Raw genomic sequence first — 25841 nt, forward strand, 5'->3', positions numbered from 1 at the left:
GCGACGCTGCCGGGCGGGCGGGACCCGCTCCGGTCACTGGGAGCCGCGCCAGTCGTCCCCGTTCACGATCAGGCCCGCGACGAGGGCGCCCGACATCCCGGCGTGCGCCAGCCCGCCGCCCGGGTGCGTCCAGCCGCCGACCGCGTACAGCCCCGGTATGCGGGTGCGGTTGGCGGGGCGCAGAAAGCGGCCCCCCGCACCGGCCAGCGCCGGGCCCGGCACCGACCCGCCCTCGGCGGGCGGCAGCACGGCCCGCCACAGCACCCGCTCCCGCAGCCCGGGTATCGCCGCTTCGGCGGCCTCGATCAGCCGGTCGGCGGCGGCCGCCTGCGCGGCTGACTCCTCAACTGCCGCTTTCTCCACGCCGCTTCGGGGCTCGGCCGTCGCGGCCGGTGCGCCGGTCCCGGCGGTGCAGGACCTGGCCAGGTCCCCGTACGGCGCGACCGCGGCGCTCAGCGTCACCGCCTCGTGGTCGTCGTCGGGCCGGGACGTCGGGTCGTCGGGGCGCAGCACCGTCACCGTCGGGCGGTCGCACAGCGTGCCCGCGCCCGCGCCGAAGACCGCCGCCAACTCCGCGGCGGGGTCGGCCGCGTGGACCACCGTGCGGTGCGCCGCGTCCGCCGGGCGGGGGCCGCGCAGCGCGAGCGCGACCGTGAACCGGCCGGGCACTCGGCGGCGCTCGTCGGCCGCGGGCCGCACATCGTCCGCGCCCCACGGCTCGGCGCCCTTCAGGAGCGCCGTCAGCCGGTCGGGGGCGATGCCCGCGACGACCGTGTCCGCCTCGGCGCAGCTCCCGTCGCGCAGCTCGACACCGGCTGCCCGGCCGTCCGCCTCGACGATGCGCGTCACCTCCGCGCCGAAGGTGAACTCCACCTTCCGGGCCCGGCAGCGCTCGTACAGCGCGTCCGCCAGCGCCCGGATGCCGCCACGCGGATACCAACTTCCGAAAGTCTGCTCCATGTACGGCAGGATCGCGGCGCTCGCGGGGGCGGTGCGGGGATCGAAGCCGTACGCCACGGCGTAGCTCTCCAGGAGGGCGGTCAGCCGGGGGTCCTTCAGCTCGCGGCGCGCCACCTCGGCGAGCGTGCCGTCCGCCGCGGGCCTGCGCCGCCCGAACAGGCCGCGCCTGGGCAGCGCCGGATACGGATCGCGCCCCAGCACCTGCCAGTCGGGCCACAGCGGCTCCTCCAGCAGCGGCCGGCGGGTGCGGTCCCACGCCTCGCGGGCGCGGCCCAGGAAGTCGCTCCAGCGCTCACCGGCGCCCGCGCCCAGCGCGCCGTCGAGCGCCGCGAGGACACCGGCCCGGGAGGCGTTCGGCAGCGAGACGGCCGTACCGTCCGCGAAGACATGGCGGGCGGCGGGGTCGACCTGGGACAGCTCCAGCACGCTCTCCAGCGGCTCGCGGCCGGTCTTGACGAACAGGTCACGGTAGACGGCCGGGAGGTGCAGCAGCCCGGGGCCGGTGTCGAAGCCGAAGCCCGCCCGCTCGAAGCGGCGCACCGCGCCGCCGTACGTGCCGTCACGTTCGTACACCGCCACCCGGTGGCCCGCGACGGCCAGCCGGGCGGCGGCCGCCATCGCGCCCATCCCGGCGCCGATCACCGCAATCCGTGCCATGCCTGCGACTTTATCCGGCGGCACCGACAGCCCGGCCGGGGCCTGCCGCGGAGCGGTCCGCCACGGGGCCCGGCACGGATCGTCTGCGACGGGCCCGGACCCGTACGGCCGGGCCGCGGCTCAGGCCACCGGCGTCCCCGTCCCGTGCGTGCCCGCCCCGCGAGCCGTCGCCACCCGCCGTTCCTCGCGCCGCTGCTTCCGGCGCCGCAGGAAGCGCCGTACCCGGGACCACAGGAACACCACCAGCAGGATCCCGCCGACCAGCAGCACCCCGGCGATGACCGCCGCGGCCACCGGGTGGAACACCGCGAAGACGACGATGCCCGCGACCCCGAGGTCCTCCAGCGTGCTCAGCACGAAGTTGCTGGCCGGTTCGGGGGAGGTGTTCACCGCCATCCGCGTGCCCGCCTTGACCAGGTGGCTCACCAGCGCGCTGGAGCCGCCCACCGCACCCGCCGCCAGCTGCGGCAGCGACCCGTCGTGGCCGGCCAGCAGGGCCGCCACGACACCGCCGGAGACCGGCCGGATCACCGTGTGGACGGCGTCCCACACCGAGTCCACGTACGGGATCTTGTCGGCGACGGCCTCGCACAGGAACAGCACCCCCGCGGCGATCAGCACATCGGGACGCTGGAGGGCCTCGGGCACCTCGTCGGCGACGCCGGTCGCCCCGAGCACGCCGAGCAGCAGGACGACGGCGTAGGCGTTGATGCCGCTGGCCCAGCCGCTGGTGAAGACGAGAGGGAGTACAGACACGCAGGAGATCGTAGCCAGCCGCTGCGCGCCGGTGCTCAGGATTGAGTATCCGTACTCAGTCCCTGAGATGAGTAGGTACGCGGATGGGCCGCCACCTGGGCGGACGGAAGAGTGGGGGCCACGGAAGGGAGGCCGGGCCGGCACCGCCGACACGGGGCGGCGGAACGGCACGGCAGCCCGGACGTGACGGGGGAGCACGGGGGCTCCACGAGGGAGTGCACGGGGGAGCGGGGCCCCACGGGGGAAGCGCTGTCCTGGACGGATCGCCGGGGGAACGATCCGCTCCGGGGCAGCGCGCCGGTACGACGGCGGCGGTGGCCGGCACATGGTGCCGGTCACCGCCGCTTCCGCGTGCACGAGGCGCCTACGGGCGTTCTGTACGCACGAGGCGCCTACGGGTGCCCGCTCACCCGGCCCTGCAACAGGCGCGACAGGGACGCGTGCACATCGTCGATCGACCGGTGCGGCTGGTAGGACTGCCAGTCCAGCGCCGCCACCAGCACCATCCCGAACAGCGCGGACGCGGTCAGCGGGATGTCGATGTCCTCGCTCAGCTCGCCGCCCGCCACCGCCTCCCGGAGCACGCCCTCCACCACCGTGATCGCGCGCTCCCGCACCACCATCAGCGTGGACTGCCAGGCCCGGTTGGTCCGCCACAGTTCGGCCACGTACAGCTGGGTCAGCGCCGGGTAGCGGGCGATGAAGTCCAGCCCGGCGCGGATCATCGCGTCCAGCGCGTCCACCCGGGTGCCGCCCCGGGCGGCGGCCCCGTCCGCGGCCTCCTGGAGGGAGGTGGCCAGCAGCTCGATGCCGTGCCGCAGCAACTCCTCGAAGAGTTCGTTCTTGCTCGCGAAGTTGTAGTACACGGTGCCCTTCGCCACACCGGCCCGGTCGGCGATCTCGTCCACGGTGGTGGAGGAGAAGCCCTGTTCGGCGATGAGCGTGACCGCGGCCTCGAAGAGCTTGCGCCGGGTGGCCTGGCGGCGCGTGCTGGAGCTGTCCATGGGGGTGATTGTGCCGCCCCCGGCGGCCCGCGCGCTCACAGGCTCAGCTCCGGGTGGAGGTCCTTCAGCCGTACGACCTGCTTGCCGCGCGCCGCCCAGGCGGTGAGCGCGAGCGCCGCCGCCGTGAAGGCGAGCAGCACCGCGCTGCCCTGCCACACGGGCGTCAGCTCGCCGCCCGTGATGAGCCGCCGCAGCCCCTCCACGATGTAGGTCATCGGCAGGAACGGGTGGATCGCGTTGAAGAAGCCGGGACTGGTCTGCACCGGGTACGTACCGCCCGCCGACGTCAGCTGGAGCATCAGCAGCGCCAGCACCAGGATGCGGCCGGCCGGTCCGAAGCGGGCGTTGAGCCACTGCACGATCGCCGCGAAGCAGGCCGTGGCCAGCAGCAGGAACCCGACCGTGCCGGCCGCCCGCTCCATGCGGAGGCCGAGCCCGAAGCGCAGCACGGTCATCAGGGCGGCCGTCTGGAGCACCCCGAGGGCGAACACCGGCAGCCATCCCGATACCGCGATCCGCCAGGCGCCCGCGCCCATGGCGAGCGCGCGCCGGTTGAGCGGCGGGATCAGCATGTAGGCGACCATCGCGCCGACCCAGAGGGAGAGCGGGATGAAGTACGGGGCGAAACCGGTGCCGTAGTTGGGCGCGCGGTGCGTCGCCTGGGAGGCGAGCTGCACCGGGTCGGACATGACGCGCGTACGGGCGTCCCGGTCCTGCTTGTCGTAGTCGGGGATCTGCCGTACTCCGTCGTGCAGGCCGCCGGCCAGCTTCTGCGAGCCGTCGGACAGCTTGTACATGCCGCTGTACAGGGTCTGCGCGCCGTCCTTCAGCCTGCCGACGCCCCGGTCGAGGTCGTCCGCGCCGGAGGCGGCGCGTCCGGCGCCGTCGTGCAGCTTCCTGGCCCCGTCGGCCGCCTGCCCCGCGCCGTCCGCCAGCTTCCCGGTTCCGGCGGCGAGCTTGCCGGCGCCCGTGGCGACCTGGTGGGCGCCCGCGTTGAGCTGGTTGATCTTCTTGACGGCGGCGTCCAGGTCGGCGCCGAGGTCCGGGCCGCGCCGCGCCAGCTCGTCCGCGAGGCGGTGCAGCGAGTCCAGGTCGCGGGCGAGGCGGTCGAGGTTCTTCTGGTCGTGTACGTAGCCGCTGATCTCCTCGGCCTTGGCCGCCGCGCGCGCCGCCTCTTCCTTGAGCTGCTTCAGCTCGGCGCAGGAGGCGTCGGGCCGCGCCGTGTCCCCGCAGCGCTGGCGGTAGAAGGCCGCGAGGTGGTCGGCCATCCCCCGGGAGAGCCGGGCGCCCGCGTCGGCGGCGCGCGGCAGCTTGTCCAGGTTGTCGCGTACGGCCTGCGCGCCGTCGGCGACCACCCGGGCGACCCGGCCGATCTCCTTGCCGTGCGCCCGGACGAACGGCCCCACCTCCGCCGCCACGCCGTTGACCTTGTCGGCCAGCTGCTGGGTGCCCTGGGCGACCTGGCCGGAACCGCCGGCCAGCTGGTTGGCGCCCCGGGAGGCGGCGGTCGCGCCCCGGGCGAGTTCGGCGGTGCCCGTGGTGAGCCGGCCGGCGCCCGCGTCGAGGTCCTTCAGGCCGTCGGCCAGGGTGCCGCTGCCGTTCTTCGCCGTACCGAGGCCGTCCTTGAGCTTCCCGGTGCCGTCCCGGGCCTGCCCGATGCCGTCCTTGAGCCGGCCGGCGCCGTCCGCGGCCTGCTGCGTCTTGTCGTGCAGCGTCGAGAAGGAGACGAAGATGTTGTCGTAGAAGCTGCGCGAGGACTTCGCGGAGGCCGCCGAGCGCACCTCGGAGAAGACCGTGCGGGAGATCTGCCCGACGATGTAGTTGTTGGCGTCGTTCGTGCGGACCTGTAGGGCGCCCGTCTCCGGGTGGTCGCCCGAACTGGACGCGACGCGCTTGCTGAAGTCCTCGGGCACGGTCAGCGACAGGTAGTACGAGCCGTCCTCGACGCCCCGGTCCGCCTCCTGGGCGCTCACCCGGTGCCAGTCGAAGGTGTGGCTGTCGCGCAGCCCGTCCACGATGCTGTCACCGGCCGCGACCTTCTTGCCCTTGACCTCCGCGCCCGCGTCCTCGTTGACGAGCGCGACCGGGATCTTGTCCAGGCGCCCGTACGGGTCCCAGAAGGAGCACAGGTAAAGCGCGCCGTACAGGAGCGGCAGCAGCAGGAGCGCGATCAGCGCCGCCATCGGCAGCTTGCCCCTCCCGAACCGCTTCAGCTCAAGCGCGGCCAGCCTCGGCGAGCGCATCCGCCGCCCCCTTCCCGTCGTCGCGCGCGGTCGCGCTGTCGTTGTCGCCGCCGGCCGGCGCACCCGCGCCGCGCGTCCCGGTACGCACCACCACGGCACCCTCGGGCGCCTGGCTGCACACCGCCAGGACGGTCGTCCCGGACTCCGCCAGGGCGCGCAGCGTCGCCCAGATGTCCGCGCGTTCGGCGTCGGAGAGCTTCATGTCGGTGTCGTCCACGGCGAGCAGGCGGGGCCGCCCGACCAGCGCCAGGGCGATCGACAGGCGCAGCGCTTCCGCGCGCTCCAGGTCGCGTACGGCCGTCCGTACGCCCTTGGGCAGCGCCCGCACGTCCAGACCGGCCGCCTCCAGGGCCGCGTCGGTACGGGCGCGGGCCGACGCGGTACGCTCCCGGCGCGGTCGCAGCAGCGCGCGCAGGGAATCGCCGAACCGGTGCTGGAGCAGGGTGCGTTCGCGCAGATGCTCGGCCACGGTCAGGGCGGGTTCGAGATCCGTGACACCGGGTACGTGGGCCAGTGCGGTGATCGCCCGTACCGCCGCCGTCTTCTTGGGCAGCGGCAGCCCGGCGACCTCGGCCGTACCGGCGGAGGGCATCATCCGGCCGGTGAGCGTGAGCAGCAGGCAGGTGCGTCCCGAACCGGACGGGCCTTCGACGGCGATCAGCGAGCCCGGTCCGGCTGTCAGGGCGGTGTCCCGGAAGGCCCAGCCGCGGGGGCCCTCGACGCCGAGTCCCGTGGCGGTGACGGCCGCCCCGTGCGGGGTGCTGTGCACGATCCCCTCCTTTGAACTGACCGGTCAGTTCAAAAAGTATGCGCAGCCTTGTCATGTCTCCGCAAGGGGGTGCCGGCCGTCCGCCCGCTTTCCGGTGAAAGCCGCGATCTCCCCGAATTACCCGGCCCACGCAGGGAAAGAGCAGGTCAGAGCCGATTGTCAGTGGTGTGCCGCACGATGGCCCCATACGGTCCCCGAACCGTCATGCGACGACAGGAGGTTCGTCATGGCAGCCAGTTCGGCCGCGGGCAGCTCCGCGGCGTACGGCCCTCCGGGCGATGTCCACCCCGTCCTGCGCCGGGCGGCGGCGCCGCCCGCCGCCCTCGATCTGCTCGCCCAGGCCCAGCGCGGCATCGACGAAGCCCGCGACCTGGAAACCCCCAACGAGCGCTACGCCACCGCCCACCTCGCCGCCCTGCGCACCGCGGCCGCCGTCCTCGCCGTGCGCGGCCGCCCCGAGACGAGCCTCCGCCGCAGGCAGCGCATCCGCAGCGCCTGGGAGGTCCTGCCCGAGGTCGCTCCCGAACTCGCCGAGTGGAGCGCCCTGTTCGCCTCCGGCGCCCAGCGCCGCGCCCGCGCCGAGGCGGGCATAGCCGGCGCGGCCGGCCCACGCGACGCCGACGACCTGATCCGCGACGTGGCGATGTTCCTGCGCCTGGTCGAACGGATGCTGCTCCTCCAGCCCACGCTGCCGTCCCAGCGGGCGGGGTGATGGGCGGGCAGCGGACGGGGCCACGCACGGGGGCGGGCCGGGTGTCCGGACGGGTCGGCGTCGTGGGGTGTTCGGCCCGACCGGCACCGTGGGGTGTTCGGCGCGGTCGGCACCGTGGGACGTCCGGCCGGTCGGCGCCCCGGGGCCTCCGGGCCGGTCGGTAGGTGGGGCGTCCGGTCTGCTGGGCAGGTGGGGTCTCCGGGCCGGTTGGCAGGCGGGGTGTCCGGTCTGCTGGGCGGGTGGGGCGTCCGGGCCGGTTGGCAGGCGGGGTGTCCGGCCTGCTGGGCAGGTGGGGCGTTCGGTCCGGTCGGCCGGTAACGGCAGGCCGGGCCGCCCCCTCGCGTCCCATTGCAGGCCGGGCCGCCCCCTCGCGTCCCATTAGGGTGGTACCCATCAGTTCCATGCCCCCGTCGAGGAGCCACCCGCCGTGTCTGACCCGCTGCGCCCGCGCGCATCCCTTCGTACCGCCGTGGTCTGGGAGGTTCTCGTAGAGGCCCTGGAGCGCCGGGCCGCGGCCGCCGGGCAGGACGTCCTCGACGTCCTGGACACCGGCGGCGGCACGGGCAACTTCGCCGTGCCGGTCGCGCGCCTCGGCCACCGCGTCACGGTCGTGGACCCCAGCCCCAACGCCCTGTTCGCCCTGGAGCGGCGGGCCGCCGAGGCGGGCGTCGCCGACCGGGTGCGCGCCGTGCAGGGGGACGCCCACGGCCTGTTCGACGTGGTCGAGCCCGGCGGCTACGACACCGTGCTCTGCCACGGCGTGCTGGAGTACGTCGACGACCCGGCCGAGGGCGTGCGCAACGCGGTCGGCGCCCTGCGCCCGGCCGGCACCCTGAGTCTGCTCGCCGCCGGACTGGGCGGCGCCGTGCTCGCCCGCGCCCTGGCGGGCCACTTCACCGAGGCCAGGAACGCCCTGACGGACCCGGCGGGCCGCTGGGGCGACGGGGACCCGGTGCCCCGGCGCTTCACCGCCGAGCAGCTCACCGGGCTGGTCGCGGACACCGGCCTGAAGGTCAGCGGTGTGCACGGCGTGCGGGTCTTCGCCGACCTGGTGCCCGGCGTGCTCGTGGACACCGAGCCCGGCGCCATGGACGCCCTGCTCAAACTGGAGGCGGCCGCCGCCGAGAACCCCGCGTTCCACTCGGTCGCCACCCAGCTGCACGTGCTCGCCGAGCGGGGCTGACTTCCCGGAGCCGCTCACGCTCTGCGTGCAGTCGGCCACAGGCCACCCGATCAGCCGCTTCGCCCCGTATGATCGGGGGTGTCACGTCCGGCATGACGGATCGGCGGGTGGGGAATGCAGGCTGCAAGCACCACCGACCGCCGTGGCGGACCGGACGGTGAATTGGCGTAGAGGGGCGGGTTTCACGGGGGCGATTCCCTGCCTATCCTGAAAGGGTCGCACCCGGTCGCCCCCCGCGACCGACGAGTAGGAGGACTCCGTGCCGCTCTCGGAGCACGAGCAGCGCATGCTCGAGCAAATGGAGCGAGCGCTGTACGCCGAAGATCCGAAGTTCGCGACAGCGCTTGAGGGAAGCGGGCTGCGTACGTACACCCGGCGACGGGTCTACCAAGCGGTCGCGGGCTTCCTGGTAGGTATCGCGCTCCTCATGGCCGGTATGGTCGCCCAGCAGATCTGGATCAGCGTGGTCGGCTTCCTCGTGATGCTCGGCTGCGCGGTGCTCGCGGTCACCGGCTGGCGCAAGGCGCCCAAGCCGGGAGAACAGCAGGCCGCGGCGGGCGGGCGCGCGGGACCCGGTGGCGGTCCGGCCCGGCGCCAGGCCAGGCAGCGCCGCTCGATGATGGACCGGATCGAGAGCCGCTGGCAGCGCCGCCGCGACGAACAGGGCCACTGACCGGCCGACCGGCCACCCCGAACTCCTACTCGCTACTCGCCCTGCCACGCCCGAAAACTTGATAAAGCGGCCGTCCGGATTCCGGACGGCCGCTTCTCATGTCCGGGATACGGTGACCGGCCCGAGACGACCGGCCCGAGACGACCGGCCCAAGGCGACCGGCCCGAGGCGACCCGTCGGGGTACGACGACCGGTCCGGGAGACGGGTGACCGGTCCGGGACACGGTGACCGGTCCGGAGTCCGGCGGCCGGGGCGCGGCGGCCGGGGCGCCGGGCCCGTCCGGCGCCGGTCCGCCTCGTTCGTCGCATACGCGAGAGCAAAGCGGAGGGCGTTGACGCGGGGTGCGGACCGTGCGCCAGGGCGTTGCTAGCAGGCTGCTGTTGCCTTGGTACACAGCTAGGCGTCCCCCTCTGGCGCTAGGCGTCCCCCTCTGGCGTCCCCTATGGCCTCCACCTTGCCCTCCGCGAGCGTCATCGGCGCCCACGGTTCGCCGGGCGCCCCCGCTCGCGCCCGTACCCTGGCGCCCGCTCGCCCGGCAGCCCGTACTTCTACGTCCGCTCCCGGGACAGCCGGAGGGCGCCCGCCGCTCTGCGCACCACGGTGGCCGGTGGGCTCGTGGCGCAGCGGGCGAGGAAGGCCGACCAGCGGGACGAGAGGGCCCACACGGCACGCGCGGCGGAGCGGGGCGCCAGGAGGGCGCGCAGCCGCAGGCGCCGGGACGCGGCGTCGTGCAGGCCGGTACGGACGCGGTGCACCTCGGCGGCGAGGCCGGGCGCCGGGTGCGGGTGCGGTGCGTACAGCACCTGCTCCACCGAGGCCGCGACCCGGTGGGCCGCCTCCGCCGCCGGGCCCCGCAGCTCGCCTATCCGCACGATGCGCTCCGCCGCCTTGCGCGGGGTGAGCGACTCGTCCGGCAGGATGCCGTAGTCCCAGCCGGAATCGACCAGTTCCTGCCAGGCCGCCATCGTGCGCGTGGTCCCGGCCGGTATGCCGCTCCGGGGCTCCGGCGCACCGCCGTCGTCCCGGCCGGAGCCGTCCGGTTCGAGGCGGGCCGTGCGCGGGCCCGTCGCGGTCGCGGTGCCCGGCCCCGGGCGGCCGCCACCGAGGCGCCGGGAGCGGGTCCGCAGCCGCCACAGCAGCGGCAGCACCGCCAGCAGGAGCAGGACCACGACGCCGATGACGATCGCCACGACGGCCCACGGCGACGGCCCGCCCCCGGTCGGACCGGCCGCCGACTGGGCGGGCGGCGTCCAGCAGGGGCCGACGCGCCGCTCGGCGGGGGCACAGCTCTGCGCGGAGGACGGTCCGGCGGACTCCGCCGCCGAACGCGACGGCTGCGGAGCCGGCACGTTCGAACCGCCGCCGGACGGGGTGTCGGAGAGGGTGTAGTCGGGCAGTGAGCCCCGGCTCGGCGTCGGTTCGAAACGCGCCCAGCCGGTGCCCTCGAAGTACAGCTCGGGCCAGGCGTGGGCGTCCTTCAGGCCGACCGAGGTCGAGCCGTCGCTCTGCCGGGTGCCGGGGGTGAAGCCGACCGCGACCCGGGCGGGGATGCCCAGCGTGCGTGCCATCGCCGCCATGGAGAAGGCGAAGTGCACGCAGAAGCCCTCCTTCTGCTCCAGGAACCGGGCGATGGCTTCCGTGCCGCTGCCGGCCCGCACCTCCGTGTTGTACGTGAAGCCGCCGTTGAGCGAGAACCAGTCCTGGAGGCGGACCGCCTTCTCGTACGCCGTGGCGGCGCCCTTCGTCACCTGCTTCGCGGTCTCGCGCACGACCGGGGGCAGCGAATCCGGAACCTTGGTGTACTCGCGCGCCAGCCCGGCGGGCGGCGCGGGCGACTCCTTCAGCTGCCGCGCGGTGGGCCGTACGAGCAGGCTCTCGACCTGGTACTGCACGCCTCGCGTGTTCTGCCCGCGGTCGCCGACCAGCGTGCGGCCCTCCGGCTCGAAGCGCCAGCGCCCGGCGATGTCCACGCGGGAGGCGGGGTAGGGGAGCGGCAGCCAGTTCTGCGCATACCAAGGAGCGGTGGAAATGCTGGTGTTGACGGGGGTGACGTCCACCTCCGGGCTCAGTCCGGCGGGGTCGGGCAGCCGGTCCGGCACGTCCTTGACGGCGCGCTCGGACGGCTTCCACGCCGTGCCGTCGAACTGGTCGAGCGCGACGATGCGCAGATACATGTCCCGCGTGTCGGAGGCGGTGGTGCGGTAGTTGAGGACCTGTCGGTCCTCGGGCTGGTTCAGGCTGTTCTGCAAGGACACCAGCGGGTTCACCGCGGAGATCGTGCCGCCTCCGCCGCCCGGCCCGCGGCCCGCCACCGCCTGGCCCAGCAGCCCGCCGCCGAGCGAGGGCAGCACCGCGGGCACCACCAGGGCGACGCCCAGCACCAGCGCGCCGATCCGGCGGCCCGTACGGACCGGGGCCTGCGCCGGGCCGCCGGCCGTACCGGCGTAACTCTGGCCGCCGGAGAACGCCGGCCTCCCGGAGCCGGTGCCCCGGCCGCCGAACACCCGGCCCCACTGCGAGAGCCGGTCCCGGCCCTCGGCCAGAAGCAGCAGCAGATATCCGGCCCCCGCGATCAGGAACCACAGCCAGCCCGCCCCGCCCTGCGAGAGGCCCGCCGCCACCGAATACAGCGCGAGCAGGGGCAGTCCGGCGGGCGCCGCGCTGCGGTACGTCACGGCCAGCGCGTCCACGACCAGGCCGACCGCCAGCATCCCGCCGACCAGCAACAGGCGGATGCCGGCCGTCACCGGAGCCGGTATGGCATACCGGCTGACATCGGCGACGCCCTCCTGCAGCAGCTCGCCGAACTCCATGAAGACGTCCGGGCCGGGCAGCACCAAGGCGATTGCCTTGTCGTGCGCGAAAAGCACGGTGAGCAGCAGCAACGCCACCACCACCTGGGCCGCCACCGTCAGCGGCCGCGCCAGCGGCACCCGGCGGGCCAGCGCGCCCACTGCGGACACGATCGTCAGCAGGATCGCCGCCTGCAACATCCAGCCGACCGGGTCCACCAGCGGCAGCAGCGCGCAGGACGCGCACAGCGTCGCCACCGCCGCGCACACCGTCAGCCGTGCCCGCCCGCTCATGTCACCGCCCCGCTTCCCGGCGCCGGGACCGGCCCGGAGCCCATGGCCGTACCGGTGCCCCCGGCCGTACCGGTGTCACCGGTGCCCTCGGCCGTACCGGTGCCCCCGGGTCCCCCGGTGTCACCGTCGGTACCCGCCACCGGAGCAACCGGCCCCCCGTCCGCCGGTCCTCCCGGCCCCCCGCCCGCCGGTCCCCCCGGAACACCGCCCGCCGGCCTCTCCGGGCCTCCCGCCCGGTCCGCCTGCCGCCACAGCCTCGCCAGAGAGTCGCCGGGCCGCACCGGCAGCGCCTTCCAGCCCGCCTCCTGGAGCATCCGCAGCCGCTCCGCCAGCGGCAGCGGCGGGCGGCCACCGGCGGTGCGGAGCCCGGTGCCCCGTGTCCAGGCGTCGCCGTCCAGCACGAAGGCGACCGCCGCGCCGCCGCGCTGCCGCATCCGGCAGGCCACCGCGGTCTGCTCCTCGTCCAGGTCGCCGAAGAACGCCACCAGCAGCCCTTCGTTGCCGCCGCGCAGGACGTCGTAGGCCCGCGCCAGGCCGGGCTCGTCGGAGTGGTCCACCACGGCCAGGGTGTCCAGCAGGAGCCCGGCGGTGTCGGCGGACTCGGCGCCGCCCGCCCAGCCGCCGGCTCCGTCGGGGCCCGGCACGGACATGCCGGAGTCGGTCAGGAAGCGCACCGAGAAACCGCGCTCCAGAAGATGGACCGCCGCCGACGCGGCGCCCGACACCGCCCATTCGAACGCCGAGTCGGGACCGGCGCCCTGATGGGCCGTGCGCCGCGTGTCGAGCAGGACCGTGCAGTGGGCCCGCTGCGGCTGCTCCTCCCGGCGGACCATCAGCTCGCCGTAGCGCGCGGTGGAGCGCCAGTGGACGCGCCGCAGGTCGTCGCCGTGGCGGTAGCCGCGGGGGATCACATCGTCCTCGCCGGCCAGCGCGAGCGAACGCTGCCGCCCGTCGCCGTACCCGGACGCCTCGCCCGCGAGCCGGACCGGCGGCAGGGGCTCGACCCGCGGCACGACCGTCAGCGTGTCGTGGTCGCTGAAGGAGCGGGTCAGCTCGCACATCCCGAACGGGTCGGAGAGCCGCAGCTGCAACGGCCCCAGCGGATAGCGCCCGCGCAGGTCGGAACGGACCCGGTAGGACACCTCCCGGCGGCCCCCGGCCTCGACCCGGTCGAGGACGAAGCGCGGCCGCGGGCCCAGCACGTACGGCACCCGGTCCTGGAGCATCAGCACGCCGGTGGGCAGCCGCGAGACGTTCTCCACCCGCAGCCGCACCCGCGACTCGGCGGTGGCCGGCACCCGGGCGGGGGAGAGGGTACGGCTGCCCGCGACCCGGTAGCGGGTGCGGTGCAGCACGATCGCGCACACCAGGGGGAGCGCGGCCAGCAGCAGCCCGACGCGGAGCAGGTCCGTCTGCCCGAGGGCGTACGCGCACACGGCGGCCGCCACGCCCGCCGCCAGGAAGGACCGGCCGCGCGTCGTCAGCCCGGCGAAGGCGGCCCGCAGCCCGCCGTGCTCCGGCGCGCCCTCGATCCCCCCGGCCGTCATCAGTACCCCCGCATGCCGGGCGGCCGCTGCGCGTGGGCCCGGGGCCACTGCTGCGCCGAGGGGTCGGGGACCGGTGTGCGGCGCAGGATCTCGACGACGACCTGCTCGGACGTACGGCGGTTGAGCTGGGCCTGCGCGGTCGGCAGCAGCCGGTGCGCGAGCACCGCCACCGCGAGCGCCTGCACGTCGTCCGGGAGGGCGTACTCCCGGCCGGCCAGCGCCGCGGCGGCCTTCGCCGCGCGCAGCAGATGCAGCGTGGCCCGCGGCGAGGCGCCGAGGCGCAGCTCGGGGTGGTTGCGGGTGGCGGCGACCAGGTCGACCGCGTATCTGCGCACCGGTTCGGCGACGTGGACCGTGCGGACCGCGTCGATCAGCTTCAGTATCTCGTCGGCGTGCGCGACCGGCTGGAGGTCCTCCAGGGGCGAGGCGGCGCCGTGTACGTCCAGCATCCGCAGCTCGGCCTCCGGGCTCGGATAGCCGATCGAGACGCGTGCCATGAAGCGGTCCCGCTGCGCCTCGGGCAGCGGATACGTGCCCTCCATCTCGACCGGGTTCTGGGTGGCGACGACCATGAAGGGGGCGGGCAGCTCGTACGTCTGGCCGTCGACCGTGACCTGGCGCTCCTCCATCGACTCCAGCAGCGCGGACTGGGTCTTGGGCGAGGCGCGGTTGATCTCGTCGCCGATCACGACCTGGGCGAAGACCGCGCCGGGCTTGAACTCGAAGTCGCGGCGCTGCTGATCGAAGACGCTCACGCCGGTGATGTCCGACGGCAGCAGGTCGGGGGTGAACTGGATGCGCCGCACCGAGCAGTCGATGGAGCGGGCCAGCGCCTTGGCGAGCATGGTCTTGCCGACACCCGGCACGTCCTCGATGAGCAGATGGCCCTCCGCGAGCAGCACGGTCAGCGCGAGCCGCACGACCTCCGGCTTGCCCTCGATCACGCCCTCCACCGACCGGCGGACCCGCTCCGCGGTGGTGGTCAGATCGCCCCGTGCGCCCGGATCCGTCCGCGCGGGGGGACCCCCAAGGCTCGCTTGCTCGTCAAAGGTCGTCACCCGGCCCTCCTCGGCCCTTCCCCGCGCCCCGCGGAACGCGGGACACCCAACTGCGGGCGCACGTCCTCCGTACGGACCGGCCCTCCCCGCCGTGCGCCGCCGGACCCCTCGGCCGCGGCGACGCCACGTAGGCATTCTCGCCGTCCACGCCGCTTCGCGTCATGGCCTGTGGATAACTCGCGCGCCGGGCGGCGCCGCCCGGCCGCGCACCCTCCCGGAGCTGCCCGCAGGCCGGCGCCGGCACCCCGCCGCGGCCCGCGGAGCAGCGCGAACGGCGGGACCGGACGGACGGACCGCCCGGCCCCGCTGTCGTGGATCACGGCCTCCCGGCCGAGGACCACCGCTGTCCTTCCGGTGCCTACTTCGGGGCGACCTCCCGCAGCAGACCGGTCGTCACATCGAAGACGAAGCCCCGCACATCGTCCGTGTGCAGCAGGAACGGCGAGGTCCGTACGCGCTCGATGGACTGGCGGACGTCCTCGTCGAGGTCCTTGAAGGCCTCGACCGCCCAGTTGGGCCGCTGGCCGACCTCGGCCGCCAGCTCGTGGCGGAACTCCTCGGTCAGGTTCAGCAGGCCGCAGCCCGTGTGGTGGATGAGCACGACCGAGCGGGTGCCCAGCGCCCGCTGGCTGATCGTCAGGGAGCGGATGATGTCGTCGGTGACGACGCCGCCCGCGTTGCGGATGGTGTGGCAGTCGCCGAGCGAGAGGCCCAGCGCGTCGTGGAGGTCCAGACGGGCGTCCATGCAGGCCACCACGGCGACCTTGAGGACCGGCCGGGCGTCCATCCCCGGGTCGGTGAAGGCGGCGGCGTACTGCTTGTTGGCCTCCACGAGGCGGTCGGTGACCGTGCCGGCCGCGGGGGCCAGGGCGCTGTCGGCGGACGGGGGCAGCGGCTGAGAGGCAGGTATCGACATAGCAACACGGTAAGGGTCACCGGCCGGTAAGGCCGCACGTGAGAGCGGGCATACGGGGGCACTGCGGCGTCCTGTGAGGTTTTCCACACGCCCGGCCGTGCGCCGCCGATCGGGTGAAAGCGGCCTTTTCGCCCTTGTCAGGGGCCCTCGTCCGGCCTGTCCCGCGACTCTCCGGGGCCGCTCGAAAGCCCCGCGAAAACGCTCCGGTGGCCGGTGCGGGACGCGCGGAACCGGTTGATTGACCCCGCGCGGCAGTGGACTAAAGTGGCGCGAAGTGGGAGGCGTGACGCTCTCCTTGGATCCCGAATCTTTCGCGTGCGATCTGCACGTACGGCTCGGCCTCCTCCCGCTCCAACCGGTCCGCCGACGGCACTTCCCCGTCGTCGGAGGGCCACTTCCCCTTCAGAGCGGGCGGGGACCAAGCGGTACGTGCGGCATTCCCCCAGCCAGCGGCCGGGGGGACCCACCTGCCGCCCACCCCATCGGAAGGCGCATGAGCAGCAACGATCGCCACGTACCCGTCATGCTCCAGCGGTGTCTGGACATGCTCGCCCCCGCGCTCGCCGAGCCCGGCGCGGTCGTCGTCGACTGCACGCTCGGCCTCGGAGGGCACAGCGAGGCGCTGCTCGCCACGTTCCCGGCCGTCCGCCTGATCGCCCTCGACCGCGACCCGGCCGCGCTGAAGCTGGCGGGGGAGCGCCTGGCCCCCTACGGGGACCGCGCCACCCTCGTGCACGCCGTCTACGACGAACTGCCCGAGGTCCTGGACCGCCTCGGCGTCCCGCGCGTCCAGGGCGTCCTGTTCGACCTGGGCGTCTCCTCCATGCAGCTCGACGAGGCCGACCGCGGCTTCGCGTACGCGCAGGACGCGCCGCTCGACATGCGCATGGACCAGACGACCGGCATCAGCGCCGCCGAGGTCCTCAACACCTACCCGCCCGGCGAGCTGGTCCGCATCCTGCGCGCCTACGGGGAGGAGAAGCAGGCCAAGCGGATCGTCGAGGCGGTCGTACGGGAACGCGCCAAGGAGCCCTTCACGAACAGCGCGCGCCTGGTGGAGCTGATCCGCGACGCGCTGCCGCAGGCCGCCAAGCGCACCGGCGGCAACCCCGCCAAGCGCACGTTCCAGGCGCTGCGCATCGAGGTCAACGCCGAGCTGGCCGCCGTGGAGAGCGCCGTGCCGGCCGCCGTGCGGGCCCTCGCCGTGGGCGGCCGGATCGCGGTGCTCGCGTACCACTCGCTGGAGGACCGGATCGTCAAGCAGGTCCTCGCGGCCGGCGCGGCCCACACCGCGCCGCCCGGCCTGCCCGTCGTCCCCGAGCAGTACCAGCCGCGTCTGAAGCTGCTCACCCGGGGCGCCGAGCTGCCGACCGAGGAGGAGATCGCCGAGAACCGGCGCGCGGCCCCCGCCCGGCTGCGCGGCGCCGAGCGCATCCGCGAGGACATCGCGTGAACCGGCCGGGGCGGGCGCGCTCGGGGCCGGGCCGGCTCTCGGGCCTGTTCGCCTCCGGCCCGGGGGGCACACCGGCGCGTACGCCGTTCGTGCTCCTCGTGGTGGTGCTCCTCGGCTCCGGACTGATCACGCTGCTGCTGCTCAATTCCGCGCTCAACCAGGGCTCCTTCGAACTGAGCAAGCTGGAGAAGCGGACCGACGAGCTGAAGGACGAGCAGCAGGCGCTCCAGCAGGAGGTGGACGCCCTCTCCGCGCCCGGCGCCCTGGAGAAGCGCGCCCGCGAGCTGGGCATGGTCCCGGGCGGCAGCCCGGCGTTCCTGGAGCCGGACGGCACGGTACGGGGCAGGCCGAGCAGGGCCCCGGGCGGCGGCGTGGGCCCGATGAGCGCGCCCGGCCCGTCGCGGCTCGCCGTCCCCGGGCCCCGGCCCGCGCCGGGCCCCGCGGCCGGACCGGCCACCGGCCCCCGGCCGTCCGCAGGCCCGCGGCCGTCCGCCGCGCCCACCGCCCCGGACGCGCCGCTGCCCGACCACCCCATGCCCGCCCTCACCGCGCACGGGCGTCCGTTCCCCGGCGCGGCGGCCGGGCCCGCTCCGACGGCCTCCGGCAGGTGAGCCCGTGACGTACGAGAGTGCCGTGGCGTACGAGAACGCCGTGACGTGCGAGAGCGCCGACGCCCTGCCCGAAGCCGCGCCCGCGGCCCCCGCCGTACGGACGGCCGCACCGGAGGAGGACGCCGTATGACCGACCCCAAGGGCCCCCGCTCCGGTAACGGCTCCGGCTCGGGCTCCGGCCCGAAGGGCCCCGGAGCGAGGGGCACGGGCGGCAGGACGCCCGGCAGGACGCCCGGCACGCCCGGTCCCAAGAGCACTGGCGCGAGAACCCCCGGCCCGAAGAGCCCCGGCCCGCGGGGCGCCGGAGCGACGAGCTCCGGCTCCGGCGCCAAAAATTCCGGCGCCAAAGGCTCCGGTGCCAAGCCGTCCGGCACGAAGCCGTCCGCCGCCAAAACGCCCCCCGCCAAAACATCCGCCGCCAAAACGTCCGGAACCCCGGCCGCACGCCGCGTCCCCCGCCCCACCCCGCCCGACGGCCGCGGCGGCCAGGCACGCGCCGGCCAGGCAACCGCCGACCAGGCCCGCACCGGCCAGCCACGCGGCAGCCAGGCACGCCCGGGCCAGGCCCGCAGCGGTCCGCGCCCGGCCGCCCAGCGCCCCGCAGCCAAGCGCGCCCCGTCCGCCCGCGCCCCGCGCCCCCGCGCCGCCACCCTGCGGCTCGGCAGCCCGCGCCCCCGGCTGCGCCTGGTCTCCCTCGCGCTCACGCTGATCCTGCTGATCTTCGTGGTCCGGCTGTTCCAGGTGCAGGCCGTGGACGCCGGCGCCTACGCCGCCAAGGCCAACGTCAACCGCTACGTCCCGGTCAAGCTGGCCGCCGAGCGCGGCGCGATCACCGACCGGGACGGCGTGGACCTGGCGACCACGGTGGACGCGTACGACATCACCGCCGACCCCAGCCTGCTCGCGCCCGACAAGATCAAGATCCCGGACGCCCCGCAGCAGGCCGCCGCGCTGCTCGCGCCGGTCCTCGGCGAGGACCGGGCCGTGCTCGCCAAGAAGCTCGCCACGCCCGGCTCCCGCTACGTACGGCTCGCCCGGCAGCGCACCCCGCAGGTCTGGAAGCAGATCAAGGACCTGCGCAAGGCGCTGGACGCCAAGGCGGCCAAGGCGCCCAAGAGCAAGCCGCGGCCCAACGTGCTGGTCGGGATCTTCGCGGACAAGCACAGCAAGCGCGTCTACCCGAACAAGGACCTGGCCTCCGGCGTCCTCGGCTTCGTCAACAGCGAGGGCCGGGGCGGCGGCGGCCTGGAGGCCCGCCTCGACAAGCAGCTGGCGGGCAAGGACGGCAAGCTGGTCTACGCCCAGTCCGGCGGCCGCCGCGTCCCCACCGCGGACACCCAGGAGCACCCGGCCGTCCCGGGCACCGACATAGAGCTGACCCTGGACCGCGACATCCAGTGGATGGCCCAGCAGGCCATCACCAAGCAGGTCGCCGAGTCGCAGGCCGACCGGGGCTACGTCGTCGTCCAGGACACCAAGACCGGCGAGATCCTGGCCCTGGCCAACGCGCCCGGCTTCGACCCCAACGACATCTCCAAGGCCGACCCGGACGCGCTGGGCAACGCCGCCCTCACCGACGCCTTCGAACCCGGCTCCACCAGCAAGCTGATGTCGATGGCCGCCGTACTGGAGGAGGGCGCGGCGACCCCCGCCACCCGCGTCACCGTGCCCAACCGGCTGCACCGCGGCGACCGCAACTTCTCGGACGACATCGACCACCCCACCTGGCACCTGACCCTCAACGGCGTCCTGGCCAAGTCCAGCAACATCGGCACCATCCTGGCCACCGAACAGCTCGGCGAGACCCGTAAGGAGGCCAACCAGGTGCTCTACTCCTACCTGCGCAAGTTCGGGATCGGAAAGCCCACCGGGCTCGGCTTCCCGGGCGAGACCGCGGGCCTGCTGGCCCCGCCGCAGAAGTGGAGCACCTCGCAGCAGTACACGATCCCCTTCGGGCAGGGGCTGTCGCTCAACGCGGTCCAGGCCGCCTCGGTCTACTCGACCATCGCCAACGGCGGCGAGCGCATCGCCCCCACGCTCGTACGGGGCAGTACCGGCCCGGACGGCCGGTACCAGGCCGCCCCGAAGCCGGCGAAGACCCGGGTGGTCAGCGAGAAGACCGCCAGGACGCTGGCCACCATGCTCGAATCGGTGGTCGACGACAAGGAGGGCACCGGCGCCAAGGCGAAGATCGACGGATATCGCGTCGGCGGCAAGACCGGCACGTCCAACCGGGTGGACCCCAAAACCGGCCGCTACCACGGCTACACCGCCTCCTTCGCCGGGTTCGCGCCCGCCGACCAGCCCCGTATCACCGTCTACTGCGCCGTCCAGAACCCGACGAAGGGCAGCTACTTCGGCGGCCAGGTATGCGGCCCGATCTACCAGCAGGTCATGGAGTTCGCGCTCAAGACGCTCCAGGTCCCGCCGAGCGGCGCCCAGCCCCCGCGCCTGCCCGTCACCTTCAAGCCAGGCGAATGAAAACGAGGCAGCACCGCCGTGACGACCATCACCCCCGACCCCGGGAACCGTTCCGGGACCCGGCCCTCACTTCGCCCCGAGGGCGCCGCGCCCGGTACGCTCACCGCCGTGTCACACGCTGATCAGTCCCACAACGCCCAGAAGGACGCCCCCGGGGAATACCCGGGAGCGCCCCGCCCAGAGCGGGTCCGCGCCACCCCCCTCGCGGACCTCGCCGAGCAGTTGGGCACCCCGGTGCCGGCCGCGGCCGATGTCGCCGTCACCGGCATCACCCACGACTCCCGGGCCGTGCGCCCCGGTGACGTCTACGCCGCGCTGCCCGGCGCCCGCTTCCACGGCGCCGACTTCGCCAACCAGGCGGCCGACCTCGGCGCCGCGGCGGTCCTGACCGACCCGGCGGGCCACGAGCGCGCCGCCGCCACCGGTCTGCCCGTCCTGGTCGTGGACGAGCCGCGGGCCCGGATGGGCGCGCTGGCCGTCTCGATCTACGGGGACCCGGGCCAGGACCTCCTCCAGGTCGGCATCACCGGCACCTCCGGCAAGACCACCACCGCGTACCTGATCGACGGGGGCCTGCGGGCCGCGGCGGAGAAGTCGGGCGGCGGCAAGACCGGCCTGATCGGCACCGTCGAGTCCCGCATCGGTGACGAGCGCCTGAAGTCCGAGCGCACCACCCCCGAGGCCACCGACCTCCAGGCGCTGTTCGCGGTCATGCGCGAGCGCGGCGTGCGCGCGGTGACCATGGAGGTCTCCAGCCACGCGCTGGTCCTCGGCCGCGTCGACGGCTGCGTCTTCGACGTCGCGATCTTCAACAACCTCAGCCCGGAGCACATGGAGTTCCACTCCGGGATGGAGGACTACTTCCAGGCCAAGGCGCAGCTGTTCACCAAGGCCCGCAGCAAGGCCGGCGTGGTCAACATCGACGACGAGTACGGCAGGCGGCTGGCCGCCGGCGAGTCCGAGGTGCCGGTCACCACGTTCTCCGCCGAGGGCCACCCGGACGCCGACTGGCGCGCCGCCGACGTCGAGGTCGGCGCGCTCGGCTCCACCTTCACCGTGCTGGGCCCCGACGGCGTGTCCGTACGGGCCGCCGCGCCCATCCCGGGCCCCTTCAACGTCGCCAACGCGCTGGCCGCCATCACGGCCCTGGCCGTGGCCGGCGTGGACCCGCAGACCGCCGCCGACGGCGTCGCCGCGGTGCCCGGCGTCCCCGGCCGCCTGGAACGCGTCGACGCGGGCCAGAAGTACCTGGCGGTCGTCGACTACGCCCACAAGACCGACGCGGTCGAATCGGTGCTGCGCGCCCTGCGCAAGGTCACCGAGGGCCGCATCCACGCCGTGCTGGGCTGCGGCGGCGACCGCGACCCGCACAAGCGCAAGCCGATGGGCGCGGCGGTCGCCCGCCTCGCCGACACCGCCGTACTGACCTCCGACAACCCCCGCGGCGAGGACCCCCTCGCGATCCTCGCCACCATGCTCGCGGGCGCCGCCGAGGTGCCCGTCCACGAGCGCGGCACCGTGCTGGTCGAGGAGGAGCGGGCCGCCGCCATCGCGGCCGCCGTGGCCCGCGCCGAGCCCGGCGACACCGTGATCGTCGCGGGCAAGGGCCACGAGCAGGGCCAGGACATCGCCGGAGTGGTCCGCTCCTTCGACGACCGTCAGGTGCTGCGCCGGGCCATCGAGGCTTCGTTGAACTCGCAGCAGCCGAACCACCAGGGATGACACACCGCCATGCGCGCAAAACCCTTCGAACGGCACTTCCTGCCCACGGCCGGGGGTGAGAAGTGATCTCCCTGTCCCTCGCCGAGATCGCGAGCATCGTCGGCGGGCAGCAGCACGACATACCGGACCCGGACGCCCGGGTCACCGGCCCCGTCGTGTTCGACTCCCGTGAGGTCCGCCCCGGCAGCCTCTTCGCGGCCTTCGCCGGCGAGCGCGTGGACGGCCACGACTACGCCGGGCGCGCCGTCGAGGCGGGCGCCACGGCGGTCCTCGCCGTCCGTCCCGTCGGCGTCCCCGCGATCGTCGTGGACGACGTGATCGCCGCCCTCGGCGCGCTGGCCCGGGCCGTCGTCGGCCGCCTGGGCACCAGCGTCGTCGGGCTGACCGGCTCGGCCGGCAAGACCAGCACCAAGGACCTGATCGGCCAGCTGCTGTCGCGCAGCGGGCCGACCGTGTGCCCGGTGGGCAACCTCAACAACGAGATCGGGCTGCCGGTGACCGCGCTGCGCGCGGACGCCGACACCAAGTTCCTCGTCCTGGAGATGGGCGCCCGCGGCATCGGCCACATCCGCTACCTGGCGGAGCTGACCCCGCCGCGGATCGGCGTGGTGCTCAACGTCGGCTCCGCGCACATCGGCGAGTTCGGCGGCCGCGAGCAGATCGCCCAGGCCAAGGGCGAGCTGGTCGAGGCGCTGCCCACCGCCGACGAGGGCGGCATCGCCGTACTGAACGCGGACGATCCGTACGTACGGGCCATGGCCTCCCGCACGAAGGCCCGCACGGTCTTCTTCGGCGAGTCCGCTGACGCCGCCGTACGTGCCGAGAATGTCCGGCTCACGGCACTCGGACAGCCCTCCTTCACGCTTCACACACCCTCCGGGTGCAGCGACGTGACCATGCGGCTGTACGGTGAGCACCACGTGTCGAACGCGCTTGCCGCGGCCGCCGTCGCCCATGAGTTGGGCATGCCCGTGGACGAGATCGCCGCCGCGCTCTCCGAAGCCGGCACGCTCTCCCGCTGGCGCATGGAGGTCACCGAGCGCGCGGACGGTGTGACGGTCGTCAACGACGCCTACAACGCGAACCCGGAATCGATGCGGGCGGCGCTTCGCGCGCTCGTGGCGATGGGCGAAGCCTCCAAGGCAACGGGAGGCCGTACGTGGGCGGTGCTCGGTGAGATGGCCGAGCTCGGCGGGGAGTCACTCGCCGAACACGACGCGGTCGGGCGCCTGGTCGTCCGGCTCAACGTCAGCAAGCTCGTGGCGGTCGGCGGCAGGGAAGCGGCCTGGCTCGACATGGGCGCCAAGAACGAGGGTTCGTGGGGTGAGGAGTCGGTGCACGTGTCCGACGCGCAGGCGGCGATCGACCTGTTGCGCAGCGAGCTGCGGCCGGGTGACGTCGTGCTGGTGAAGGCGTCCAGGTCGGTCGGTCTGGAGCGGGTCGCCGCGGCGTTGCTGAGCGACGACGGTGTCGAGGGCGGGGCCGCCACCCGATGAAGCAGATCCTCTTCTCCGGAATGATCGGTCTCTTCCTGACGCTGATCGGCACCCCGCTGCTGATCAAGCTGCTGGCCAGGAAGGGCTACGGGCAGTTCATCCGTGACGACGGCCCGCGCGACCACCACAGCAAGCGCGGTACGCCCACCATGGGCGGCATCGCCTTCATCCTGGCCACACTCATCGCGTACGCGCTGACCAAGGTCATCACCAGCAGCAACCCCACCTTCTCCGGTGTGCTGGTGCTGTTCCTGATGGCCGGCATGGGCCTGGTGGGCTTCCTCGACGACTACATCAAGATCGTCAAGCAGCGTTCGCTGGGCCTGCGGGCCAAGGCCAAGATGGCCGGCCAGCTGATCGTCGGCATCGCCTTCGCGGTGCTCTCGCTCCAGTTCGCGGACATGCGCGGCCAGACCCCGGCCTCCGACCGGCTGTCCTTCACCCAGGACTTCGGCTGGCAGATCGGCCCGGTGCTCTTCGTCATCTGGGCGCTGTTCATGATCCTGGCGATGTCCAACGGCGTGAACCTCACCGACGGCCTGGACGGCCTGGCCACCGGCGCCTCGGTGATGGTCTTCGGCGCGTACACCTTCATCGGCATCTGGCAGTACCAGGAGTCCTGCGCCAACGCGATCAGCGCCGGACCCGCCTGCTACGAGGTCCGGGACCCGCTCGACCTGGCGGTCGTCGCCTCGGCCCTGATGGGCTCCTGCTTCGGCTTCCTGTGGTGGAACACCTCGCCCGCCAAGATCTTCATGGGTGACACCGGCTCGCTGGCCCTGGGCGGCGCGCTGGCGGGGCTGGCCATCTGCTCCCGCACGGAGCTGCTCATGGCCGTGCTCGGCGGCCTGTTCGTCCTGATCACCATGTCGGTGGTCATCCAGGTCGGCTCCTTCCGGCTCACCGGCAAGCGGGTCTTCCGGATGGCGCCGCTCCAGCACCACTTCGAACTGAAGGGGTGGTCCGAAGTCCTTGTCGTGGTCCGGTTCTGGATCATCCAGGGCATGTGCGTGATCGTCGGCCTGGGCATCTTCTACGGCGGCTGGCAGGCCGCCAAGTGAGCGCGTTGGACCTGACCGGACAGCAGGTGACCGTGGCCGGTCTCGGCGTCAGCGGCGTTCCCGCCGCCCGCGCCCTGGCCGGCCTCGGCGCCGTCGTGACCGTCGTCAACGGCGGCGACGGCGAGCGGGAGCGCGCCCAGGCCGCGCCCCTGGAGGAGCTGGGCATCACCGTCCGCCTCGGCGACGGCGACACGCTTCCCGAGGGCACCGACCTGGTCGTCACCACCCCCGGCTGGAAGCCCACCAGCCCGCTCTTCCAGGCCGCCGAGGCGGCCGGCGTCCCGGTGTGGGGCGATGTGGAGCTGGCCTGGCGGATGCGCGGCCCGGACGCTCCGCCCTGGCTCGCGGTCACCGGCACCAACGGCAAGACCACGACCGTACGGATGCTGGCCGCCATCCTGGAGGCCGAGGGACTGCGCACCGCCGCCGTCGGCAACATCGGCGTGCCCCTGGTGGACGTGGTGCTCTCCGACGAGCCGTATGACGTCCTCGCCGTCGAGCTCTCCAGCTACCAGCTGCACTGGGCCCCCTCCGTACGCGCCCACTCCGCCACCGTCCTCAACCTGGCCCCGGACCACCTCGACTGGCACGGCTCCATGGAGGCGTACGCCGCCGACAAGGGCCGCATCTACGAGGGCAACACGGTGGCCTGCGTCTACAACGTCGCCGACAAGGCCACCGAGGACCTGGTGCGCGAGGCCGATGTGGAGGAGGGCTGCCGCGCCATCGGCTTCACCCTCGGCACCCCCGGCCCCTCGCAGCTGGGCGTCGTCGAGGGCATCCTCGTCGACCGCGCCTTCGTCGAGAACCGGCAGCAGCAGGCGCAGGAACTCGCCGAGGTCTCGGACGTGACGCCCGCGGCCCCGCACAACATCGCCAACGCGCTCGCCGCGGCGGCCCTGGCCCGCGCCTTCGGCGTGCGGCCCCAGTCCGTACGGGACGGCCTGCGCGCCTTCCACCCGGACGCGCACCGCATCGAGCACGTCGCGGACGTCGCCGGGGTCGCGTACGTGGACGACTCCAAGGCCACCAACACCCACGCCACCGAGGCATCGTTGGCGGCATACGAACACATCGTCTGGATCGCCGGCGGCCTGGCCAAGGGCGCCACCTTCGACGAGCTCGTACAGAAGTCGGCCGGCCGGCTGCGCGGTGCGGTCCTCATCGGCGCCGACCGGGGGCTCATTCGGGAGGCCCTGGCGCGACACGCCCCCGATGTCCCGGTGGTCGACCTCGACCGGACCGACACTGGGGCGATGTCCGAAGCCGTCCGGGAAGCCGCCCGCCTGGCCCGGCCGGGCGATACCGTCCTGCTGGCCCCGGCCTGCGCCTCGATGGACATGTACCTGAACTACAACAAGCGGGGCGAAGCCTTCGCCGACGCGGTCCGCACGCTGGCCGCTCAGGAACAGTAGTCCGTACGTCCCCGCCGCCGTCGAGGACGCACGGCGC

At 74.1% G+C, this 25841-nt stretch carries 20 protein-coding genes; 11 read left to right on the forward strand and 9 right to left on the reverse strand.

What is annotated here, in order from left to right:
- Positions 1-33: 33 nt before the first annotated feature.
- The 5 genes from CP973_RS11000 to CP973_RS11020 form a co-directional block, all read right to left on the reverse strand.
- A complete protein-coding gene (locus tag CP973_RS11000; protein ID WP_150239739.1) occupies positions 34-1617 on the reverse strand; it encodes a phytoene desaturase family protein in 1584 nt (527 codons plus the stop codon).
- Between the two features lie 120 nt (positions 1618-1737).
- Positions 1738-2373: a DUF4126 domain-containing protein gene (locus CP973_RS11005; RefSeq protein ID WP_150239740.1), complete on the reverse strand. Its 636-nt coding sequence runs from the start codon at positions 2371-2373 to the stop codon at positions 1738-1740.
- A 392-nt stretch (positions 2374-2765) separates the two neighbouring features.
- The gene (locus CP973_RS11010) at positions 2766-3377 is read right to left on the reverse strand and encodes a TetR/AcrR family transcriptional regulator (RefSeq protein WP_150239742.1); all 612 of its coding nucleotides are present in this window, start codon (positions 3375-3377) and stop codon (positions 2766-2768) included.
- A gap of 35 nt (positions 3378-3412) precedes the next feature.
- Complete coding sequence (locus CP973_RS11015) at positions 3413-5620, reverse strand: YhgE/Pip domain-containing protein (RefSeq protein WP_150239743.1); 2208 nt, start codon at positions 5618-5620, stop codon at positions 3413-3415.
- A complete protein-coding gene (locus tag CP973_RS11020; protein ID WP_150239745.1) occupies positions 5592-6389 on the reverse strand; it encodes an ATP-binding cassette domain-containing protein in 798 nt (265 codons plus the stop codon). Before CP973_RS11020 ends, CP973_RS11015 begins: the two co-directional genes overlap by 29 nt.
- Before the next feature lie 226 nt (positions 6390-6615).
- Between CP973_RS11020 and CP973_RS11025 the strand changes: the two genes are divergently transcribed.
- From CP973_RS11025 to CP973_RS11035, 3 genes are all read left to right on the forward strand, one after another.
- Complete coding sequence (locus CP973_RS11025; protein WP_003983728.1) at positions 6616-7101, forward strand: SAV_6107 family HEPN domain-containing protein; 486 nt, start codon at positions 6616-6618, stop codon at positions 7099-7101.
- 427 nt (positions 7102-7528) lie between these two features.
- Complete coding sequence (locus CP973_RS11030) at positions 7529-8284, forward strand: methyltransferase (RefSeq protein ID WP_150239747.1); 756 nt, start codon at positions 7529-7531, stop codon at positions 8282-8284.
- A 259-nt stretch (positions 8285-8543) separates the two neighbouring features.
- Positions 8544-8957 carry a DUF3040 domain-containing protein gene (locus CP973_RS11035; protein ID WP_150239749.1) on the forward strand — a complete coding sequence of 138 codons (414 nt, stop codon included), beginning with the start codon at positions 8544-8546 and terminating at the stop codon, positions 8955-8957.
- Positions 8958-9506: 549 nt separating this feature from the next.
- Here CP973_RS11035 and CP973_RS11040 read toward each other — a convergent pair.
- The 4 genes from CP973_RS11040 to CP973_RS11055 form a co-directional block, all read right to left on the reverse strand.
- Positions 9507-12044: a transglutaminase TgpA family protein gene (locus CP973_RS11040; RefSeq protein WP_167538313.1), complete on the reverse strand. Its 2538-nt coding sequence runs from the start codon at positions 12042-12044 to the stop codon at positions 9507-9509.
- The gene (locus tag CP973_RS11045) at positions 12041-13591 is read right to left on the reverse strand and encodes a DUF58 domain-containing protein (protein WP_167538314.1); all 1551 of its coding nucleotides are present in this window, start codon (positions 13589-13591) and stop codon (positions 12041-12043) included. Before CP973_RS11045 ends, CP973_RS11040 begins: the two co-directional genes overlap by 4 nt.
- On the reverse strand, positions 13591-14649 hold the full coding sequence (locus CP973_RS11050; protein WP_244409376.1) for an AAA family ATPase: 1059 nt from the start codon (positions 14647-14649) through the stop codon (positions 13591-13593). The genes CP973_RS11045 and CP973_RS11050 overlap by 1 nt, the downstream gene beginning before the upstream one ends.
- A 358-nt stretch (positions 14650-15007) precedes the next feature.
- The gene (locus CP973_RS11055; RefSeq protein WP_030593051.1) at positions 15008-15565 is read right to left on the reverse strand and encodes a beta-class carbonic anhydrase; all 558 of its coding nucleotides are present in this window, start codon (positions 15563-15565) and stop codon (positions 15008-15010) included.
- Positions 15566-16058: 493 nt separating this feature from the next.
- Between CP973_RS11055 and rsmH the strand changes: the two genes are divergently transcribed.
- The 8 genes from rsmH to murD all read left to right on the forward strand — a co-directional run bounded on the left by rsmH (position 16059) and on the right by murD (position 25804).
- On the forward strand, positions 16059-17018 hold the full coding sequence (gene rsmH, locus CP973_RS11060; RefSeq protein ID WP_150239750.1) for a 16S rRNA (cytosine(1402)-N(4))-methyltransferase RsmH: 960 nt from the start codon (positions 16059-16061) through the stop codon (positions 17016-17018).
- A complete protein-coding gene (ftsL, locus tag CP973_RS11065) occupies positions 17015-17629 on the forward strand; it encodes a cell division protein FtsL (RefSeq protein ID WP_150239751.1) in 615 nt (204 codons plus the stop codon). The genes rsmH and ftsL overlap by 4 nt, the downstream gene beginning before the upstream one ends.
- A 4-nt stretch (positions 17630-17633) precedes the next feature.
- Positions 17634-17759: a hypothetical protein gene (locus CP973_RS41380; RefSeq protein ID WP_280119004.1), complete on the forward strand. Its 126-nt coding sequence runs from the start codon at positions 17634-17636 to the stop codon at positions 17757-17759.
- A complete protein-coding gene (locus CP973_RS11070) occupies positions 17756-20110 on the forward strand; it encodes a peptidoglycan D,D-transpeptidase FtsI family protein (protein ID WP_244409378.1) in 2355 nt (784 codons plus the stop codon). The genes CP973_RS41380 and CP973_RS11070 overlap by 4 nt, the downstream gene beginning before the upstream one ends.
- Positions 20111-20128: 18 nt before the next feature.
- On the forward strand, positions 20129-21832 hold the full coding sequence (locus tag CP973_RS11075; RefSeq protein ID WP_150239752.1) for a UDP-N-acetylmuramoyl-L-alanyl-D-glutamate--2,6-diaminopimelate ligase: 1704 nt from the start codon (positions 20129-20131) through the stop codon (positions 21830-21832).
- 62 nt (positions 21833-21894) lie between these two features.
- Entirely contained in the window at positions 21895-23328 is a 1434-nt protein-coding gene (locus tag CP973_RS11080; RefSeq protein WP_150239754.1) for a UDP-N-acetylmuramoyl-tripeptide--D-alanyl-D-alanine ligase, read from the forward strand.
- Positions 23325-24389 (forward strand): phospho-N-acetylmuramoyl-pentapeptide-transferase, encoded by a 1065-nt coding sequence (mraY, locus tag CP973_RS11085; protein ID WP_030676116.1) that lies wholly within the window; start codon positions 23325-23327, stop codon positions 24387-24389. Before CP973_RS11080 ends, mraY begins: the two co-directional genes overlap by 4 nt.
- Positions 24386-25804 (forward strand): UDP-N-acetylmuramoyl-L-alanine--D-glutamate ligase, encoded by a 1419-nt coding sequence (gene murD, locus CP973_RS11090; RefSeq protein ID WP_150239756.1) that lies wholly within the window; start codon positions 24386-24388, stop codon positions 25802-25804. Before mraY ends, murD begins: the two co-directional genes overlap by 4 nt.
- The last annotated feature ends 37 nt before the right edge of the window (positions 25805-25841 follow it).

This window comes from Streptomyces albofaciens JCM 4342 (assembly GCF_008634025.1).
Classification (GTDB): domain Bacteria; phylum Actinomycetota; class Actinomycetes; order Streptomycetales; family Streptomycetaceae; genus Streptomyces; species Streptomyces albofaciens.